The sequence below is a fragment of the Vitreimonas sp. genome, assembly GCF_035627415.1.
GTDB lineage: Bacteria > Pseudomonadota > Alphaproteobacteria > Caulobacterales > Aquidulcibacteraceae > Vitreimonas.
The window spans coordinates 117,976-132,862 of record NZ_DASPLU010000024.1 but is presented as its reverse complement, the minus strand read 5'-3'; the positions used below and the strand labels follow the sequence as shown (position 1 = coordinate 132,862).

Below are 14,887 nucleotides of genomic sequence, written 5' to 3'. Positions count from 1 at the left end.
CGGGCAAGCGTCCCTGCGTCAGGGGCCAGCGAGTTCGATCATTAAAGTCGGGACGTTCACGGTCCCGGTGCGGACCGTGAACACCCGCGTGCCCGGCTTAATCCCTTGCCGCACTTCGGAAACATCGAGCCCGGCCGCCGCCAGCCGGGCCCGTTCGGCGTCGCCGTCCGCCACGCGCCATGACAGCCCCCACAGCCGGTCTTTGGCGTCGGCGACGCTCACATCGTGCACGATCTCCACAATCGCGTCGCCGCAGCGGAAGAACATCAGCCGCGCGCCGCGCACCTCGCGCTCCAGCCTCATATCCAGCCCGAGCCGCGCGCCATAAAGCGCCGCCGCCCGCTCCGCATCCGGCGACCGGATGACGACATGATCGAGCCCGCGCACGCCGCACGCATGCGCAGCGCTCGGAGCGGGCGCTGCGTCGCGCTGCATGAAGAACAGCCGCACGCCATGCGTGCGCTCAGTGTTGCCGCGAAAGCTTTGCCACGCCGCCGCGCGCTCAACGATTGCATCTGGCGCAAGCCCAACCCGCTCCGCGCGTCCATGCGCGCGCTCGATGTCGCCGACGGCGAACACCAGGCTCTTCAAACCCTCACCGCCGTCATCGAGCGCAGCTTGGAGCCGCCGTGCGCGCTCGCTCGCGCCTATGGGCGCCATCAGTTCGACCGCGATGTTTGACGTGACGATCAGCGCCGTCGCAACGCCGTCATGCTCAATTGCAGGAAGCGCCTCACGTCCAAGCAGAAGCTGATACGCCGCCACGCCCGCCGCCAGGTCGCGGACGGCGATGACGACATGGTCGAAGCCGGCGATCAATCGCAACCGTCGCGGCGGCCTTGGAAGATCGTCTGCTCCGGGCCGTCGCCGATCACGGTGATGCGCAGGCGATCGCCATGTGCGTCGATGAACGCGCGCCCACCTTCCAGCGAACCGCCTTCGCCCTGGGCGACGGCCCAGCACCGCGTCGCCGCGCCTTCCGCGCCCAGTTCACAGAGACTGGCGCCGGCTTCGCTCGGCTCCAGCGTGTAGCGCGTGCTGCTGCTGACGCCGGTCTGGCCATAGATGATGCGCGAGCCGGTCATCACGCCCGGACGGTCCTGCGCCGGCAGCCAGCGCATGGTCACGGCGCCGGCGTCGCGATTGATCCAGCACCCCGCCACCCGCTCCGCGGGCGGGCGCACCTCCGCGGCCGTGGCGCAGGCGGATAGAAAAACGCAGGCGGCGACGGCGCGTCTCATCCGGCAGGCAGCTCCCCAGTCGCTTCCAACTCGATCGGCCCGGTCATCAGAACTCGGTCATCGCCCGCGCGCCACTCAATCTCAAGTGATCCGCCGTCGACCAGGACCTCGACCTTGCGCCCGGTGCGCCCTTGCCGGTGCGCCGCGACCACCGCCGCGCACGCGCCTGTGCCGCACGCTTTGGTCAGTCCCGCGCCGCGCTCCCAAACCCTCAACCTGATCTGCTCGGGCGAGCGCACTTCGGCGAAACCCACGTTCACGCCCTGCGGAAACAGCGGATCGCGCTCGACCTGCGGTCCGAGCGTCTCCACCGGCGTCGCGCCGAGGTCCTCGACGAAAAAGACCACATGCGGATTGCCCATGTTCACAGCGCCGGGCGCTTCGAGGCCGCCGACGGCGTAGTCGAGCCGGACCGTGTCCATCGCCCGAGCCAGCGGGATTTCCTCCCAGCGCAGCAGCGGCGAGCCCATGTCGACGGTGATCCGCCGCTCCCCGGCGCGCTCGGCGTAGAGCATGCCGGCCGGCGTTTCGATCCGTCGCGAGACCGCGCCGCCTTCCTCCATCAGCAGCCAGGCGACGCAGCGTGTGGCGTTGCCGCAGGCGTCGACCTCGCCGCCATCGGCGTTCCAGATGCGCATGTAGGCGTCGCCGCGGATCGAGCGCTCGACCGCGATCACCTGGTCGCAGCCGAGGCCGGCGCCCCGGTCGGCGATGGCGCGCGCTTGGGCCCTCGACAACGGTAAGGAGCCGCGCGAACGCGCGTCGATAATGACGAAGTCATTGCCGCAGCCGTTCATCTTGAAATAGCGCATCCGCCCTCATGTAAGCCTGTTTTTGGCCGCGCGCCATCTTGGGTGCGGCAATCAAGCCTTTCCCTCAGAACCTCTTTCTGCTTGGTTGCCGCACCGATTTGGGATGGAGGGACACCCCACATGCGCCTAGCCGCACTCGCCGCAACCGGACTCGCGGCCCTTGTTCTTGCTTCGTGCAGCACCACACCTGCGACCGATACCGCACAAGAGACCACAGGCATGGCCATGACCGGTGAAGACCCGTACCTCTGGCTGGAAGAGGTGGAGGGCGAACGCGCGCTCACCTGGGTTCGCGAACATAACGAGCGCTCGCTGGGCCAGCTCGAAGGCGATCCGCGTTTCGCCCAGCTGCACGCCGACGCGCTGGCGCTCGCCAACAGCAGCGACCGCCTGCCGCTCGGCGGCATTCAGGAAGGCTACTATTACAATTTCTGGCAGGACGAGCAGCACGTGCGCGGCATCTATCGCCGCGCGCCGCTCGCCGAGTTCGCGCGCGACGGCGCCCCGCGCTGGGAAACGGTGCTCGACATCGACGCCATCGCCGCCGCCGAGAGCGCCAATTGGGTGTTCAAAGGGCTCGACTGTCTCGAAGGCACGACGCGGTGCATGGTGGCGCTGTCCGATGGCGGCAAGGACGCCGTCACCTATCGCGAGTACGATCTCGCCACGCGCCGCTTCGTCCAGAACGGCTTCGTCATCCCGGAAGCGAAGACTTCGGTCGCCTGGCTCGACCAGAACACGCTGCTCGTCGGCACCGATTGGGGTGAAGGCACGATGACGGAGTCGGGCTACGCCTTCGTGCTGAAGCGCTGGACGCGCGGCACGCCGCTGTCGAGCGCGACCGAAGTGATCCGCGGCCAAGCGAGCGACGTCGGCGTCTTCGGCGGCGTGCTGATCGACACCGATGGCGCGCGCCTGCCGATCGCCTTCGAAGCCGAGAATTTCTTCGACACCACCTATTGGCGCCTCGACGGCGCACAGCCGCAGCGCATCAGCCTGCCGGCGAAATCGAACATCCAAGGCCTCTACCAAGGCCAGCTCGTCGCGACGCTCAACGAGGCCTGGCAAGGCCATCCCCAAGGCGCGCTGATCGCCTATCCGCTCTCGGACACGGGCGCCGAAACGCCGCGCGTCACCGTGCTGTTCGCACCGACGGAGCGGCAGTCGATCGAAGGCGTCGCCGTCACCCGCGACGTGATCCTCGTCGCCGGCTATGAAAACGTACGCGGCCGGCTCCTGCGCATCGCCCGCAGCGGGGACACCTGGGCGACGGCGGATGTCGAGCTGCCGCAGAACGGCTCCGTCACCTTCGCCGGCTCCGACCCGCGCGAGTCGGCGGCCTTCGTCGTCTATGAAGACTACCTGACGCCGGACACGCTCTACGCGCTTGAACGCGGCGCGACGGGCGCTCGCGCCGTGCGCTCGCTGCCGGCGCAGTTCGACGCTTCGCCCTATATTTCGGAGCAATACGAAGCTGTCAGCCGCGACGGCACGCGCGTGCCTTATTTCGTGCTGCGCCGCCGCGACATGCCGTTCAATGGCGAAAACCCCACCCTGCTCTACGCCTATGGCGGCTTCCAGGTGTCGATGACGCCGGGCTACTCGCCGAACGTCGGCAAGCTCTGGCTCGACCGCGGCGGCGTCTACGTCATCGCCAACATCCGCGGCGGCGGCGAGTTCGGCCCGGCCTGGCACCAGGCCGGCCTGCGCACCAATCGCCAAGTCATCTATGACGACTTCTACGCCGTCGAGCGCGACTTGGTGGAGCGCCGCATCACCAGCCCGCGCCGTCTCGGCATCATGGGCGGCTCGAACGGCGGCTTGCTCATGGGCGTGATGCTCAACCAGCATCCGGAGATGATCAACGCCGCCGTCGTGCAGGTGCCGCTGCTCGACATGCTGCGGTTCGACCAGCTGCTCGCCGGCGCCTCGTGGGTCGCCGAGTACGGCTCGCCCGCCGATCCGGAAGAGCGCGCCTTCCTCGAAACCATCACGCCGTATCAGAACTTGCGCCAGCGCGACGACTTCCCGCTGCCGTTCGTGCTGACCTCGACCAAGGACGACCGCGTCCATCCCGGCCATGCGCGCAAATACGTTGCCCGCATGGCCGAACTCGGCCTGCCGGTCCTCTATTACGAGAACATCGACGGCGGCCACTCCGCCGCGGCCAACTTGAACGAAGCCGCCCGCCGCCGCGCGCTGGAATACACGTACCTGATGCAGCGTCTGATGGACTGAGGCCGCCATAAGGCGCAGGAATCGAGGATAGTGCGTCCCCCTATCCAACAATCCTGCGCCAATGCCGGCAGGTTGGACCGCGCGCCTTGAGGCGCGCTTTGCACTGTCTATCAAGCACAAGCGCCAATGCGCGCCTTATGGCCCGTGCTCCAGCCTGCGAAATCTTGTGCGATTCTATCCGACCGCGCCCAACCTGCCGTACAATGCTCCCTGTCTCGCACACGGGAGCTTTCGAAGACGTCCGAAACTTTGAGAGGTGCAAGACACGGTCGGGGGGTGGTTCTGCTTTCGGGGAGTGAAACCGAAAGGCCCGGAGCAACGGAAGCTCCGCACCCGGAACCGGCGAATTGGGAATGGAGCCAAGCCCCAGGCGCTCATCATTCGATGGGTGGTGGCGCTGATCCATCGATCAGGAGGCGAGCCCTCGAAAGAGGGCCAAGCACAACTCCTCGCCCCAGGCCGGGAAAAACGACCGCAAATCGGGGCGCGCGAAGCGCGCGGCGCGGTGCAGAGATGCCTCGCGCATCCTTAGAGACTACTCGGCGCGGATCGCGCGCCCCATCTCCCAGTCTCGGGATTCGGTTGTCGGGTTTGAGCGGCGTCGCCCCCGTTGCGTCGCGGACATCGCGCGTCCCGATAATCGAGCCCCAAGAACCGAGTCCCGAACGGGCCGCAGATGCGCGCCTCCCGCTCCGCATTAATCCGCAATTGCCTATTGCCCTACTCCCCTATTCCCCTATTGCCTTAGGCCATGAACGTGTTGCGCGCGGCGATCGGCATTCTCGGGCTGGCGATGCTCGGTCTCATCATCTGGGCCGCCGTCGCCATGACCGACCTGCACGGTTCGTTCCTCGATCAGTTCGCCGTCATCACCACGCTGCCGTGGGGCATCGCCGGCCTCGCCGATCTATACATCGGCTTCTTCTTCTTCGCCGTGATCGTGTTCTTGACCGAGCGCTCGTGGGTCGTCGCGGCGCTCTGGGCCGCGCCGATCTTCATCCTCGGCAATGTCTGGTCGGCGGTGTGGCTGATCATCCGTCTGCCGCACATCGCCAAGCAGCTCTCGAAGCCGGACTGGCCGACCTAGAACAACTCGCGCAGCACGTCCGCGAGCAGCTTCGCTTCCTGTTCGCGCGGGCCGCCATCGCGCCAAGCGATGCCAATCGCGCGTCCCACCACCGGCTCCGCGAACGGGCGCATCGCCACGTGCGCGCCGGCAGCCGCGCCGCCCTCCGCCGCCAGTTTCGGCAGCAGCGTCACGCCCATGCCGCCGGCCACCATCTGCACGAGCGTGTGCAGGCTCGTCGCCCCCACTTCCGCCGACCGCCGCGACGCGGGAAGCTTGCACGCCGACAGCGCGTGCTCGCGCAGGCAATGCCCGTCTTCGAGCAGCAGCAGCTCTTCGTTCTTCAGATGCTCCGGCGAAAGATCGTTGCGCTTGGCGAGCGGGTGATCGTCCGGCGTCAGCAGCAAGAATTCGTCTTCGGCGATCGTCGTCGTCGCAATGCCTGCCGCCTGGTACGGCAGCGCGATGATGGCCGCATCGAGCGTGCGCATGCGCAGCTGATCGATCAGGCGGTTGGTCAAATCCTCGCGCATCAGCAGCCGCAGCTTGGGAAACTTCTGCTTCAACAACGGCAGCGCTTTCGGCAGCAGGAACGGCGCGATGGTCGGAATGGCGCCCAGCCTGAAGACGCTCGACAGCGGCTCGCCCGCGCCTTGCGCCGCGCGCACCAATTCTTCGACTTCACTCAAGGCGCGCGCGGCCCGATCCACCGCCTCCTCGCCCGCCGGCGTCAGCACCGCGCCCGCGCGCCCGCGCTCAACCAGCACCGTGCCCAGCGCGGTTTCGAGATCCTTGATTCCGGCCGAGAGCGTCGGCTGCGTGACGCCCACCGCTTCGGCTGCCGCGACAAAGCTCCCCTCGGCCCGCAGCGCGGTCAGAAACTGCAGCTGGCGCAGTGTGGGCATCGACGAGGCTGGAATCCGGTCGCTCATAGACACCGCCTATAGCACAAGCGTGTCTATATTCAGATTGCTTTCGGATGATGCGACAACCCGTCCGGAACGATCAGGGGCGCGCGCCGTTCTAGCCCCAGTCCCCGCAGCGCGATCCTTACCCTCCCCCCGCGGATCGCGCGTACCCTCCTGAAAAGGAGGGGCGGGGTACTTTCTTTTTGCGGATCAAGCCGCTGCGCGAATGTCCCGGACGCCGGCCAAGCGCTGCGGCAGGCTCAGTGTAAAGGTCGAGCCGGCGCCCAGCTGACTGACCGCCCGCACCTCGCCGCCAAGCGCGCCCGCCACCCGCTGCACGATCGAGAGGCCGAGCCCCATCCCGCCCTTCGCCCGCGTGGCCGATCCATCGAGCTGCGTGAATGGCATGAAGGCGCGCGGCAAATCCTCCGCCGCAATGCCGACGCCGGTATCCGACACCGAGATGATGAGGTGGTCGCGGCCGTTCACCTCCTCACGATCGGCGGTGACGGCGATGAGACCATCCGATGTGAACTTCACCGCGTTGGACAAGAGCGCCGCCAAGCATACTGCGAGCTTGCCGCCGTCGGTGTAGGCGCGTTCCGCTTCGGCCGTGACCCGCATCGAGATGCGGTTGCCGCTCGCGCGCGCCTCCTCCTGCACCGACGCGACGGCTTCTTCGATCAGCTTGCGCACATCGAGATCGCGCGGCGACAATCCTTCTTGGCCCGCGTCGATGCTGGAGAGATTCAGAATCTGGTCGATCAGCCCGAGTAGATGGCGCGCCGAGCCGCAGATGCGGCTCGCGTCCTCAGCGAGCTCCTTGCGTCCCTCGGCCGCAAGATCTTCATTGATGATCTCCGCGTAGCCGATCACGGCGTTGAGCGGCGTGCGCAGTTCATGCGTCATCACCGCCAAGAATTCCGATTTCGCCCGGTTCGCTTCCTCAGCCTCGGCGCGCTTGGCTTCGGCGTCGAGCGCGCGTTCTTTCGACTCGCGGCTCGCCTCCCGGAGGCCGGCCATCATCCGCCCATTATAGAGCGCCGCGCGGATCATGTAGGCGAGGAACCCCGCCGCCCCGCAGGCGGCGCCGATCGCGCCTTCCCAAGCCGTCGCCGACGCTTGCTGAAACGGCATCAGCGCCATCGCCAGGAGACACAGAGTCGCCGGCGCCGCCGTGATCAGCATGAAGCCAGGGGCCTGGAACAGAAACAGCATCACGCTGACCAGCGCGCTCGCCGCCATCAGCGCTGAAAGGATACGCCCGGGCCCGCCGCCATACGCCGCCAAGTAAAGCGTCATCGCCGAGAATACGGCGATCGAGAACGCGCAGCCCCACACGAACAGGACGCCGGCCGTCCGACGCTCCCGCTGCCCGCGGGTTTCGATATAGGTCTGGCCCAACATCGCGTCGAAGCCGTTCGACAGCATGACCGCCAAGAACCAGCCGAAGCCGGCCGCGAAGGAATCTAGCACGAACGATGCGCCGATCGCGAACAGCGTGCCGACGCCCATGCGCCAGCGCCAGCTGGCCACGTGCGCCCGGGCCGCCGCAAACATGGAGGGGTCTTGGAAATTGATCACAACCCGCACCTCGACCAGCGCATCGAAGTTACGGCCCGGGTGCTTGCGTTTAGATTAACCGCTAGTTCGTAAGCTCTATTCCCTCATTAAACTCGCTTAACCGCCGAGGTAGATCGCAACCGCAATGATTTACGAATGAGCGATTTCGACGCCGTCATCGTCGGCGCGGGCGCTGTCGGCCTGGCCTGCGGCTACGCCTTGGCCAAACGCGGGCGGAGCGTCGTCGTACTCGAACGCGAAAGTCGGATGGGCGCCGGAATTTCCTCGCGCAATTCCGAAGTGATTCATGCCGGCCTGCATTACGGGACCGGCTCCCTCAAAGCGCGGCTCTGCGTCGAAGGCCGCCGGGCGCTTTATCCGTTCCTGGACGCGCACAGCGTCGCTTACGACAAATGCGGCAAGCTGATCGTAGCGACCGAAGACAGCGAAATCCCCGCGCTCGAGCGCCTCGCCGCGCAAGCCGAAATCAATGGCGTCGACGGCGTCCGTTGGCTGAGCGGACAAGAAGCGCGCGCGCTGGAGCCCGAACTCGAGGCCGTCGCCGCGCTCGAATCGCGCGAGAGCGGCGTGTTCGACGCGCACGGCTACATGGACGCGTTGGAAGGTGAGATCGAGGCGCATGGCGGCGCGGTCGTGCTGAACTCGCCATTCCTGGGCGGCGCGCCTTCAAGCGACGGCTTTATCGTCCGCGTCGGCGGCGAGGCGCCAACCACCATCAGCACACGTCATCTCGTCATCGCCGCCGGCCTCGGCGCGCAGGCCAGCGCGCGCCTTCTCGAAAGCTATCCCGCCGAGCGCATCCCCGAACTCCATTTCGGCAAAGGCAATTACTTCGCGTTGCAAGGCGCCAAGGCGCCGTTCGCGCGCCTCATCTATCCGCCGCCCATTCCCGGCGCGCTCGGCACGCACTATCGCCGCGACCTCGGCGGCGTCGCCCGCTTCGGCCCCGATCTTCAATTCGTCGAAACCGAAAACTACGCCGTCGATCCCGCCCGCGCCGAAAGCTTCTACGCCACCATCCGCCGCTTCTGGCCCGCTTTGACCGACGGCGCGCTCGCTCCCGACTACGCCGGCATCCGCCCCAAGCTCCACGGTCCCGGCGAACCGCAAGGCGACTTCGTCATCGACGACCGCGTCGCCAACCTCATCTGCCTCTTCGGCATAGAAAGCCCAGGGCTGACTTCGTCGCTCGCGATCGGCGAAGAAGTGGCGGAGCGCCTGCTTGCGGCTTAGAAACGGGAGCAGTGACGCGGGGTGGCCGGTATGCGTGTTCTTTCGGGACTTATAGCAAGTGTCTGCGTCCTGCTTGGGCCGGCTCCCGCGGTCGCGCAAGAGTCAGTCGGCGCGCAAGAAATCGCAGCCGCCTTCGACGCTCTCGAACGCCGTTGTCCAGCAGAAGTCGCAAGCGCCTACGCGCTGGCGCTCGCTGGCATCAGCGAGAGCGCGGCGGAGCATGGTATCCAGACTCCCCAGACCAACACCAGCGAAGCTGGAGTCCTCCAAGCGTATGATTATGTACTTTCCGCCGCACCGTCGCTCAACGAAGCCGCGTTGGCGCGCGCCGCAATCGACGCCATCGCCAGCGCCCTCGATGGCGGAGACAGCGGTTATCTCGATTTCCGACCGTGCAATTGCACAGCTGCGGTTGGGCTTGAGCTGACCGAATCGACTCCACATCACACAGTGGTATTCCCGCTGGCAGGCACGCCTGCCGAAGCGGCAGGCGTGTTGTCGGGCGACAAGATCATTGCGATCGACGGCTCTGACGTGACGGGCGCGTCGTTGAGCGACGTCGTGCGCATGCTGCGCGGCGCGCCCGGCTCCGAGGTCGCAGTCACTGTCACGCGCGACGAAGAGCGCCTCACATTCGAGATGAGGCGCGCCATCATCACGATCCGACCGGTAACATGGAGCTTGGATGACGGCATCGGCGTCATCGCCATCAAGACGTTCAACGAACGCTCGGCCGACCGTGTAAGAGAGGCCATCCGTGAGCTGCGTCGCAGCGAGCCTCGCGGCTACATCATCGACCTGCGCGGCAATAGCGGTGGGCTGCTCGATCAAGCGATTGAAACCGCAGACCACTTCCTGAACGGCGGGGTCGTCGTCAACGTGCTAAGCGCGCGCCAGTGTCCGGAAGAAGAACCTCAAACTTATCATGCTCGCCGTGGCGACGAGACTCGCGGGGCGCGTCTGATCATCCTCACCGACGGGCAGACCGCCAGCGGTGCGGAAGTGGTGGCGGCGGCACTGGTCGAACGTGGACGCGCTGAAACGGTAGGCCAACGCACCTTCGGTATCGGCAGCGTTTCCACCGTCGTTCCTTTGAGCGACCGCGCTGGCATGCGGCTCATTACCGGCGAACTCGCCACACCCCGAGGCGGCGTCTTCACCGGCGGTCGGGCTCCACTTCACGAAACAGCCGCTCGTACTCCAGAGAGCGACCCCGCGATGGATCACGCCCGCGCGTTGCTTTCAGCCGATTGACCCGCAGTTTGACGGTCGCTGACCATCCCGCTAGAACCCCGCTCACGCGCCAACCAAAAAAGCGCGCTTTGACCGGCACACGGCCCCATATCAGGAGCCCGGAGGCTGGCGAGGCACCCCGCCCGACGTGATCGTCCGGCGGGGCAAATTTGCTTTGGCGTGAAGGAGATTTGATGTTCGAGGCCCTGACAGAGCGCTTAGGCGGCGTCTTCGACAAGCTCACCGGCCGCGGTGCGCTGTCGGATGCGGACGTTGATGCCGCGCTCCGGGAAGTGCGCGTCGCCCTGCTCGAGGCCGACGTCGCCCTGCCCGTGGTCAAGGACTTCATCGCCAAGGTGAAGATCGAGGCGGTCGGCGAAGCCGTCATCAAATCGGTGAAGCCGGGCCAACAGGTCATCAAGATCGTCTATGACGGGCTGGTCGACATGCTGGGCGGCGAGGGCCCGCCCGAGGGGCTCAGGGTTCATGGGGAACCCCCGAACGTCGTCATGATGGCCGGCCTTCAGGGCTCGGGCAAAACCACCACCTGCGCCAAGCTCGCGCTACGGCTCACCAAGACCGACAAGCGCCGCGTGCTGATGGCCTCGCTCGACACCCGCCGCCCGGCGGCGATGGAGCAGTTGACGACGCTGGGAAAGAATATCGGCGTCGACGTGCTGCCGATCGTCGCCGGCCAATCGCCGCAGGACATCACCAAGCGTGCGCTCCAGGCGGCGCGCCTCGGCGGCCATGACGTCCTCATCCTCGACACCGCCGGCCGCACCACCATCGACGAAGAGCTGATGGCGGAAGCGGCGTCGATCGCCGGCATCGCCAAACCCGCCGAAGTCCTGCTCGTCGCCGACAGCCTCACCGGCCAGGACGCGGTCGAAACTGCCAAGCGCTTCCATGAGCGTCTGCCGCTGACCGGCCTCGTGCTCACCCGCGCTGATGGCGACGGCCGCGGCGGCGCCGCGCTCTCGATGCGCGCTGTCACCGGCCTGCCGATCAAGTTCCTCGGCGTGGGCGAACGCGCCGATGCGCTCGAGCCGTTCGACGCCCAGCGCATCGCCGGCCGCATTCTCGGCCAGGGCGACATCGTCGGCTTGGTCGAGAAGGCGGTCGAGACCGTCGATCGGGCCGAGGCCGAGAAGATGGCCAAGAAGCTGGCCAAGGGCCGCTTCGACTTCGACGATATGGAAAAACAGCTCGGCCAGTTGATCCAGATCGGCGGTCTCAAGGGCGTCATGGGCATGTTGCCCGGCGTCCAGAAGATCAAGAACCAGATCAGCGACAGCCAGCTCGACGACAAACAGATCCACCGCCAGATCGGCATCATCCGCTCGATGACCAAGGCCGAGCGGGCCAAGCCGGATCTGATCAACGGCCGCCGCCGCGCCCGTATCGCCAGAGGCGCCGGCGTCGAGGTCGTGGAGGTGAACCGCCTCCTCAAGATGCACCGGAACATGGCCGACATGGCCAAAGCCATGGGCAAGGGCAAGATGCCCTTCGGCATGCCCGGGATGGGGGGCGGCATGCCCAATCCCGAGGTCCTGAAGCAGCTGGGTTCGGGCAAGTCCCTGCCCGGCCTTAACCCACCGTCAAGCCTGCCGGGACTCCCCGGTGGGTTGCCGGGACTTCCCGGCTCCAACAAAAAAAGCTAACAGTTCAAAGGAGAAGCACCAGAAATGTCCCTCAAAATCCGTCTCGCGCGCGGCGGCGCCAAGAAGCGTCCGTTCTATTCGATAGTTGTGGCCGACAGCCGCAGCCCGCGCGATGGCCGCTTCATTGAGAAAGTTGGAACCTACAATCCTATATTGAAGTCGGACGACCCGAACCGGGTCCTTTTGAAGCTCGACCGGATTCAAGACTGGATGTCGAAGGGCGCCCTGCCGACCGACCGCGTCGCGCGGTTCCTGGATCAGGCCGGCGTCATGAAGCGTGAAGCCCGCAGCAACCCCAACAAGGCCCAGCCCGGCAAGAAGATGACCGAACGCGCTGAAGAGCGCGCCAAGGCGTCGGCGACGGGCGAGGCCGCCCCGGAGGCGTAAGAAACCTTTGCCTGACAAGAAGTCCGCTTTGACCAAGCCGAAGGCCGCGGCGCCCGCGGCCAAGGCCGCGCCCGCCAAGAAGGCGCCGCCGGCCGCGCGCCGTGAAGCCGCGCCCGCGGCTAAGAAGGCTGCGCCGGCCAAAGCCGCGCCGAAGAAGGCGCCGCCAGCCCCGAAGGCGGCCGCGACAGCGCCGAAAGTCGCGGCGAAAGCCGCGCCGGCGCCCAAGGCCGCCGCCAAGCCCGCGCCAAAACCCGCGCCGGCCGCAAAGCAGGCGGAGCCGAAAGCCGCGCCCAAACCGGACGTAAAGGCGAAGACCGAACCGAAGACGGCGCCGAAGCCTGAGCCCAAGGCCAAGGCAGAGGCCAAGCCGGCTAAGCCGGAGCCTAAGAAGGCCGAACCGAAGGCGGCGGCAAAACCGGCGCCGAAGAGCGAAGCCAAGGCTGCGCCGAAAGCTGAGCTCAAGGCGGCAAAGGCCGAGCCAAGGGCCAAGGCGGACGCGAAGCCCAAGGTCGAAGCCAAGGCGAAGCCTGAGCCCAAGGCCGAAGAGAAGAAGCCGGCCGCGAAGTCCAAGCCGGCCGCCAAAGCAGCGGCTGAACCGGCGCCCGCGCCGGAGAAGCCGGCCAAGGCCGTGAAGCCGAAGGCCGAGAAGCCGCCGAAGCCCACAAAGCCGCCGAAGCTCGCGCCTGTTGCGGCGGCTCTGGCGAAGCCGATCCCGGCCAAGCCGATGGCGGTCGCCGCCGGCCGCGCCCAACCCATCGCGCGCACGCCGATCCTGACCCCGGTGCGCCCTGCCGCGCCGAAGCCGCTCGCGGCGCCGAAGCCGGTGAGCGAACCTGAACCGGTGGGCGACTCCCAAGCCGTGCCCGCCTTCAAGGGCAAAGCCGGCGCCGCCAAGGGCATGGTGCTCGTCGGCGCCATCGCCGGCGCCTTCGGCGTGAAGGGCGAAGTGCGTCTGCGCGCCTTCACAGACAGGAAGGAAGGCGTCATCTCCTACGGCCCGCTCTACGGCGAGGACGGCAAGATCCTGCTGAAGCCGAAGAGCTGGCGCGAGTTGAGAGATGGCGTCGCCGTCGTCGCGCCCGAAGTGAAGTCGCGCGAGCAAGCCGAGGCGATGAAGGGCCAGAAGCTCTTCATCCCGCGCGCCAACCTGCCCGCCACGGCCGAAGACGAATTCTACGTCGTCGACCTGCTCGGCTCGCGCGCGGAGACGCTTGACGGCGCCGTGCTCGGCGACATCGTCGCGGTCTGGAACTTCGGCGCCGGCGACATCCTCGAATATCGCCCCCCGAACGGCGGCCCGAACGTGCGAGTCACCTTCACCAAGGAGACGGTCCCGCACGTCGATCTCGCCGCCAAACGCGTCGTCATCGACCCGCCCGCGCCGGAGCCGGTGGGCAAGTAGCGCCCTTTGGCTCGCTGGGTTCTATTCGCATCAATAGTGTTGCTCACGGCCTGTTCGCAGCGATCGGCTGACCAGTGCGTGGTCGTGCGCGCAGCTCTTGCCAACATTGCAGCAGACGCTTGGCCGTCCGGCGATAGCCGCGACATTGCCGCGTTGGAACGCGCTCAATGGAACGCCGTGGAGAATGAATGCGGCAGCTCCACGATCGAGTTTCCGGGGGGCCGCGGAATGGTTACGCGCGTTGCGCTTGTCAGCGATGAATTAGCGCTGGTGACGATAGCCCGAGACGAGGCCGTCCCTCCGGGCGTGACGATCGAGAACAGCCAGCGATACGCAGCCGAGAAAGTCTGGGATTGCTTATACCGCCGCACCAATGGGCGCTGGCGCGAGGACGCATGCCGTGTGACTCTGGTGTTCTAGAGCCATGCCCTTCAAGGCCTCCGTCATCACGCTTTTCCCGGAAGCGTTTCCGGGCACGCTCGGCGTTTCGCTGATCGGCAAGGCGCTGCGCGACGGCGCCTGGTCGCTCGACACCGTGCAGTTGCGCGACTTCGGCCTCGGCCCGCACAGACAAGTCGACGACACCCCCGCCGGCGGCGGCGCCGGCATGGTGATCCGCGCCGATGTCGCGGCGGCAGCGATCGACTCCGTCCCCCGCAACGACCGCCCGCTCATCTATCTCTCTCCGCGCGGCAAGCAGTTCAGCCAAGACATGGCGCGCGCATGGGCGGCGGGCCCCGGCCTCATCCTCTTCTGCGGCCGCTTCGAGGGTCTCGACGAGCGCGTCATCGAAGCGCGCGGCATGCAGGAAGTCGCGGTCGGCGACGCCGTGCTTGCGGGCGGCGAAGCGGCGGCGATGGTGCTGCTGGAAGCCTGCGTGCGGCTCCTGCCCGGCGTGCTCGGCAACGCCACATCGACCATCGAAGAAAGCTTCAGCGACGGCCTGCTCGAGCATCCGCACTACACCCGCCCGCGCGAGTGGGAGGGCCGCGCCATCCCCGACGTGCTGCTCGAAGGCAATCATGCCAAGATCGAGGCGTGGCGCCGCGCGCAGCGTGAGCAGCTCACCGCCCAAAGACGGCCCGATTTGAAAGGCACCCGCTCCGGCGACTGATCAAA

14 protein-coding genes are annotated in these 14,887 nt (G+C 66.9%); 9 read left to right on the top strand and 5 right to left on the bottom strand.

The features are described 5' to 3' along the window. Positions 1-18 precede the first annotated feature (18 nt). The 3 genes from VEA80_RS13455 to dapF are packed head-to-tail and all read right to left on the bottom strand — an operon-like array spanning position 19 to position 2,053. A complete protein-coding gene (locus tag VEA80_RS13455; RefSeq protein ID WP_414731513.1) occupies positions 19-819 on the bottom strand; it encodes a VOC family protein in 801 nt (266 codons plus the stop codon). Further along, the gene (locus VEA80_RS13450; RefSeq protein ID WP_325061267.1) at positions 816-1,241 is read right to left on the bottom strand and encodes a hypothetical protein; all 426 of its coding nucleotides are present in this window, start codon (positions 1,239-1,241) and stop codon (positions 816-818) included. Before VEA80_RS13450 ends, VEA80_RS13455 begins: the two co-directional genes overlap by 4 nt. Continuing rightward, a complete protein-coding gene (dapF, locus tag VEA80_RS13445; RefSeq protein ID WP_325061266.1) occupies positions 1,238-2,053 on the bottom strand; it encodes a diaminopimelate epimerase in 816 nt (271 codons plus the stop codon). Before dapF ends, VEA80_RS13450 begins: the two co-directional genes overlap by 4 nt. Positions 2,054-2,272: 219 nt before the next feature. Here dapF and VEA80_RS13440 point away from each other — a divergent pair, with 219 nt between their 5' ends. Beyond that, positions 2,273-4,291, top strand: coding sequence for a prolyl oligopeptidase family serine peptidase (locus tag VEA80_RS13440; protein ID WP_325061265.1), 2,019 nt, complete (start codon positions 2,273-2,275; stop codon positions 4,289-4,291). Between the two features lie 751 nt (positions 4,292-5,042). Next, a complete protein-coding gene (locus tag VEA80_RS13435) occupies positions 5,043-5,378 on the top strand; it encodes a DUF1475 family protein (protein WP_325061264.1) in 336 nt (111 codons plus the stop codon). On the opposite strand, the gene VEA80_RS13430 is transcribed toward VEA80_RS13435, so the two are convergent. Together VEA80_RS13430 and VEA80_RS13425 are read right to left on the bottom strand one after the other, a co-directional pair. Next, complete coding sequence (locus VEA80_RS13430) at positions 5,375-6,289, bottom strand: hydrogen peroxide-inducible genes activator (RefSeq protein ID WP_325061263.1); 915 nt, start codon at positions 6,287-6,289, stop codon at positions 5,375-5,377. The genes VEA80_RS13435 and VEA80_RS13430 overlap by 4 nt on opposite strands. 186 nt (positions 6,290-6,475) lie before the next feature. Next, complete coding sequence (locus VEA80_RS13425; protein WP_325061262.1) at positions 6,476-7,825, bottom strand: HAMP domain-containing sensor histidine kinase; 1,350 nt, start codon at positions 7,823-7,825, stop codon at positions 6,476-6,478. 159 nt (positions 7,826-7,984) lie between these two features. Here VEA80_RS13425 and VEA80_RS13420 point away from each other — a divergent pair, with 159 nt between their 5' ends. From VEA80_RS13420 to trmD, 7 genes are all read left to right on the top strand, one after another. Further along, on the top strand, positions 7,985-9,082 hold the full coding sequence (locus VEA80_RS13420) for an NAD(P)/FAD-dependent oxidoreductase (RefSeq protein ID WP_325061261.1): 1,098 nt from the start codon (positions 7,985-7,987) through the stop codon (positions 9,080-9,082). Positions 9,083-9,400: 318 nt separating this feature from the next. Continuing rightward, a complete protein-coding gene (locus VEA80_RS13415) occupies positions 9,401-10,336 on the top strand; it encodes a S41 family peptidase (protein ID WP_325061260.1) in 936 nt (311 codons plus the stop codon). 173 nt (positions 10,337-10,509) lie between these two features. After that, positions 10,510-11,979, top strand: a complete 1,470-nt coding sequence (gene ffh, locus VEA80_RS13410; RefSeq protein ID WP_325061259.1) for a signal recognition particle protein — start codon at positions 10,510-10,512, stop codon at positions 11,977-11,979. 24 nt (positions 11,980-12,003) lie between these two features. Continuing rightward, positions 12,004-12,366, top strand: a complete 363-nt coding sequence (rpsP, locus tag VEA80_RS20480; protein WP_414731512.1) for a 30S ribosomal protein S16 — start codon at positions 12,004-12,006, stop codon at positions 12,364-12,366. Between the two features lie 28 nt (positions 12,367-12,394). After that, positions 12,395-13,768 (top strand): ribosome maturation factor RimM, encoded by a 1,374-nt coding sequence (rimM, locus tag VEA80_RS20570; RefSeq protein WP_325061258.1) that lies wholly within the window; start codon positions 12,395-12,397, stop codon positions 13,766-13,768. 228 nt (positions 13,769-13,996) lie between these two features. Next, the gene (locus VEA80_RS13395; RefSeq protein ID WP_325061257.1) at positions 13,997-14,188 is read left to right on the top strand and encodes a hypothetical protein; all 192 of its coding nucleotides are present in this window, start codon (positions 13,997-13,999) and stop codon (positions 14,186-14,188) included. Between the two features lie 4 nt (positions 14,189-14,192). Then, positions 14,193-14,882, top strand: coding sequence for a tRNA (guanosine(37)-N1)-methyltransferase TrmD (gene trmD, locus VEA80_RS13390; protein ID WP_325061256.1), 690 nt, complete (start codon positions 14,193-14,195; stop codon positions 14,880-14,882). The last annotated feature ends 5 nt before the right edge of the window (positions 14,883-14,887 follow it).

Coding starts and splice junctions, on each gene's coding strand:
- dapF (WP_325061266.1), bottom strand. CDS start 2,053: ATGCGCTATTTCAAGATGAACGGCTGCGGCAATGACTTCGTCATTATC.
- VEA80_RS13435 (WP_325061264.1), top strand. CDS start 5,043: ATGAACGTGTTGCGCGCGGCGATCGGCATTCTCGGGCTGGCGATGCTC.
- VEA80_RS13430 (WP_325061263.1), bottom strand. CDS start 6,289: ATGAGCGACCGGATTCCAGCCTCGTCGATGCCCACACTGCGCCAGCTG.
- rpsP (WP_414731512.1), top strand. CDS start 12,004: ATGTCCCTCAAAATCCGTCTCGCGCGCGGCGGCGCCAAGAAGCGTCCG.
- VEA80_RS13420 (WP_325061261.1), top strand. CDS start 7,985: ATGAGCGATTTCGACGCCGTCATCGTCGGCGCGGGCGCTGTCGGCCTG.
- VEA80_RS13425 (WP_325061262.1), bottom strand. CDS start 7,825: ATGTTTGCGGCGGCCCGGGCGCACGTGGCCAGCTGGCGCTGGCGCATG.
- VEA80_RS13450 (WP_325061267.1), bottom strand. CDS start 1,241: ATGAGACGCGCCGTCGCCGCCTGCGTTTTTCTATCCGCCTGCGCCACG.
- ffh (WP_325061259.1), top strand. CDS start 10,510: ATGTTCGAGGCCCTGACAGAGCGCTTAGGCGGCGTCTTCGACAAGCTC.
- trmD (WP_325061256.1), top strand. CDS start 14,193: ATGCCCTTCAAGGCCTCCGTCATCACGCTTTTCCCGGAAGCGTTTCCG.
- VEA80_RS13395 (WP_325061257.1), top strand. CDS start 13,997: ATGGTTACGCGCGTTGCGCTTGTCAGCGATGAATTAGCGCTGGTGACG.
- VEA80_RS13440 (WP_325061265.1), top strand. CDS start 2,273: ATGGCCATGACCGGTGAAGACCCGTACCTCTGGCTGGAAGAGGTGGAG.